The sequence below is a fragment of the Thermus antranikianii DSM 12462 genome (genome assembly GCF_000423905.1).
GTDB lineage: Bacteria > Deinococcota > Deinococci > Deinococcales > Thermaceae > Thermus > Thermus antranikianii.
Genome location: NZ_AUIW01000032.1, coordinates 1 through 2993 on the forward strand (window position 1 = coordinate 1; position 2993 = coordinate 2993).

The 2993-nt window shown below is 63.6% G+C and carries 3 protein-coding genes; all 3 read left to right on the plus strand.

The genetic code is table 11. The features are described from left to right. The first annotated feature begins 69 nt into the window (after window positions 1-69). The 3 genes from G584_RS12285 to G584_RS12290 are packed head-to-tail and all read left to right on the plus strand — an operon-like array spanning window position 70 to window position 2938. Window positions 70-1728, plus strand: a complete 1659-nt coding sequence (locus tag G584_RS12285) for a cytochrome c oxidase subunit I (RefSeq protein WP_245563405.1) — start codon at window positions 70-72, stop codon at window positions 1726-1728. After that, the gene (locus tag G584_RS0111180; RefSeq protein ID WP_028494668.1) at window positions 1703-2290 is read left to right on the plus strand and encodes a cytochrome c oxidase subunit 3; all 588 of its coding nucleotides are present in this window, start codon (window positions 1703-1705) and stop codon (window positions 2288-2290) included. Before G584_RS12285 ends, G584_RS0111180 begins: the two co-directional genes overlap by 26 nt. A gap of 12 nt (window positions 2291-2302) precedes the next feature. After that, window positions 2303-2938 carry a cytochrome c oxidase subunit 3 gene (locus tag G584_RS12290; protein ID WP_051209288.1) on the plus strand — a complete coding sequence of 212 codons (636 nt, stop codon included), beginning with the start codon at window positions 2303-2305 and terminating at the stop codon, window positions 2936-2938. Window positions 2939-2993 lie beyond the last annotated feature (55 nt).

The following is a 2993-nucleotide window of genomic DNA, read 5'->3' on the forward strand; positions in this document are numbered from 1 at the left end:
GGAAGAAGAAGGCGGCCCTGGAGACCTTCTCCTTCCATCCCCTCTCCGCCCTCAGGTTCCTGGGGCTCTATGCGGTATAACGGTCAAGTCTGGGGGGCCATCGGCATGGCCCTCTCCTGGGCCATGCGCCTCGAGCTGGCTTTCCCGGGCGTCCTGGATGCGGGAAGGTACTACCAGGCCATGACCCTTCACGGCATGATCATGGTCATCTATCTGCTCACCGCCCTGCTCCTGGGGGGGTTCGGCAACTTCCTCATCCCCCTCATGCTGGGAGCGCGGGACATGGCCTACCCCTTCGTCAACATGCTGTCCTACTGGGTCTACCTGCTTTCCGTCCTGGTGCTACTGGCCTCCTTCTTCGTGCCGGGAGGACCCACCGGGGCAGGCTGGACCCTCTACCCACCCCAGGCCATCACCCGGGGCACCCCCGGGTACGACTGGGGGATCGTCCTCATGCTGGTTTCCCTCCTGCTCTTCATCGTGGCCGCCACCATGGGCGGGCTCAACTACGTGACCACCGTGCTCCAGCTCCGCACCAAGGGGATGACCCTGATGCGGATGCCCTTGGCGGTTTGGGGGATCTTCATCGCCTCCATCATGGCCCTCCTCGCCTTCCCGGCCCTCTTCGTGGGCGGGGTGATGTTGCTTCTGGACCGCACCCTGCACACCAGCTTCTTCATGCCCGCGGTGATGGAGTTCGGCCAACGCCTGCCCTACGAGGGAGGAAGCCCCCTCCTGTGGCAACACCTCTTCTGGTACTTCGGCCATCCTGAGGTCTACATCGTCATCCTCCCCGCCATGGGGCTTATCTCCGAGCTGGTTTCGGTGCACGCCCGCAAGCCCATCTTTGGCTACCGGATGATGGTCCTGTCCCTGGTGGCCATCGCCGCCATCTCCTTCGTGGTCTGGGCCCACCACATGTACACCAGCGGCATGAACCCCTATTTCGGCTTCTTCTTTGCCACCACCACCCTGATCGTGGCCATTCCCTCGGCCATCAAAACCTACAACTGGCTTCTCACCCTGTGGCGGGGAAAGATCCAGCTCACCGTGCCCATGCTCTTCGCCATCGCCTTCCTCAACACCTTCGTGGTGGGAGGGCTTACGGGGCTCTTCCTGGGCAACGTCATCGTGGACTTTCCCCTTCAGGACACCTACTTCGTGGTGGCCCATTTCCACATGGTCATGGGCGTGGCCGCCATCGTGGCCATCTTTGGGGGCATCTACCACTGGTACCCCAAGGCCACGGGTCGGATGCTCAACGAGACCCTGGGGCGAATCCACTTCTGGGCCACCTTTGTGGGCACCTACCTGATCTTCTTCCCCATGCACTTCCTGGGCCTTCTGGGGGTACCGAGGCGGTACAACACCTTTGAAGGGCTTTCCTTCCTGCCCCCCTCCGTGCGCCCCTTGAACGAGTTCATCACCGTGGTGGCCCTCCTGGTGGGCCTAGCCCAGCTCCTTTTCGGTTTCAACCTGGTCTACTCCTACTTCCGCGGGAAGAAGGCCCCGGACAACCCCTGGCGGGCAACCACCCTGGAGTGGCAGGCCCCCACACCCCCACCCCACGGCAACTGGGGGCACGAGCCCCCTCCCGTGGTGTATCGCTGGGCCTACGAGTACAGCCCCCCAGGGGCTAAAGAGGACTTTGTCCCGCAAAACGCTCCCCCAGTGGTGGCGGGAGGCAGTGGAGGGGAAGATCATGCCCAAGGTGGAGGAAAGGCCTAAGCTTCCCCCAAAAGGGCCCCCAGGCCGAGAGCTCGGCGGAGGAGAGGGGCCAGAAGACGCCTTTCCCCTGCCCTCAGGGCAAGTAGGCCTTCTCGTCCTGCTCGCCGCCATCACCAGCCTCTTTGCCGCTTTGGTGAGCGCCTACCTGGTGCGCATGGGCCTTCCCGACTGGCAGGCCCTGCCCAAGCCTCCCCTTCTCTGGCTCAACACCCTTGTGCTCTTTCTGGCCAGCCTGGCCCTGGAACGAGCGGCCCGCCTCGAGGCCTGGCCCCAGGCAAGACCCTGGGTCCTGAGCGGCGGGCTTTTGGGAGCGGGCTTCATCCTGGGCCAGCTCCTGGCCTGGCGGCTCCTTCTGAGCCTGGGTTATGCCCCAGCGGGCAATCCCGCCAGCGCCTTTTTCTACCTGGTCACCGCCCTCCACGGCCTGCACCTCCTGGGAGGAGGGCTGGCCCTGGCCTGGGTCTTTGTCCGGGAAGGGAAGGGCCTTCGGCTTTGCGCATGGTACTGGCACTACCTCTTGGGCGTCTGGCTTGTGCTTTACGCCCTGTTTCTCTGGACCTAAGGAGGGGGGAGTATGGAGGAGAAAACCCTACGCCTGCCGCACTTCCTAAGGGCGCTAGCCGGGGATTGGGGAAGCGACCTTTCCGCCTTCAAGGTGGTCTGGGCCAAGGCCATGATGTGGATTTTCCTCCTCTCCGACACCTTTATCTTCGGCTGTTTCCTCACGGGCTATGCGGCCGCCCGCCTCTCCGCCACCCTGCCCTGGCCCGACCCTGGCAAGGTCTTCGCCCTCCACATTGGCGAGCGCGAGATCCCCCTCCTCCTCATCGCCATCATGACCGTGATCCTCATCAGCTCCAGCGGCACCATGGCCATCGCCGTGTACCACGCCTATAACCGCAACAAGCCCTACACCGCCCTCTTCCTAGCCCTGACCGCCCTTTTGGGCCTCAGCTTCGTGAGCATGCAGGCCTACGAGTGGACCCACCTCATCCGGGATCTGGGCTTCCGCCCCTGGGGCAACCCCATGGGGGCTCCCCAGTTTGGCTCCTCCTTCTTCATGCTCACCGGCTTCCACGGCCTCCACGTCACCGCCGGGGTTATCTACCTCACGGCCGTGGCCATAAGGGTCCTGAAAGGGGTTTACGACCGGGCGGGAAGCTACGTGGGGGGGTCGTGTAAGGATTTATGTGTAAGGGTCCGTGTTTAATAGGGGGGCACACCTTAGCACGAGGAGGTGCCCCGTGGACCAGGATACCTTGCGA

Bases quoted from the DNA above. Each gene is read 5' to 3' on its own strand.
- G584_RS12285 (WP_245563405.1), top strand. From the start codon at position 70: ATGCGGTATAACGGTCAAGTCTGGGGGGCCATCGGCATGGCCCTCTCC.
- G584_RS0111180 (WP_028494668.1), top strand. From the start codon at position 1,703: ATGCCCAAGGTGGAGGAAAGGCCTAAGCTTCCCCCAAAAGGGCCCCCA.
- G584_RS12290 (WP_051209288.1), top strand. From the start codon at position 2,303: ATGGAGGAGAAAACCCTACGCCTGCCGCACTTCCTAAGGGCGCTAGCC.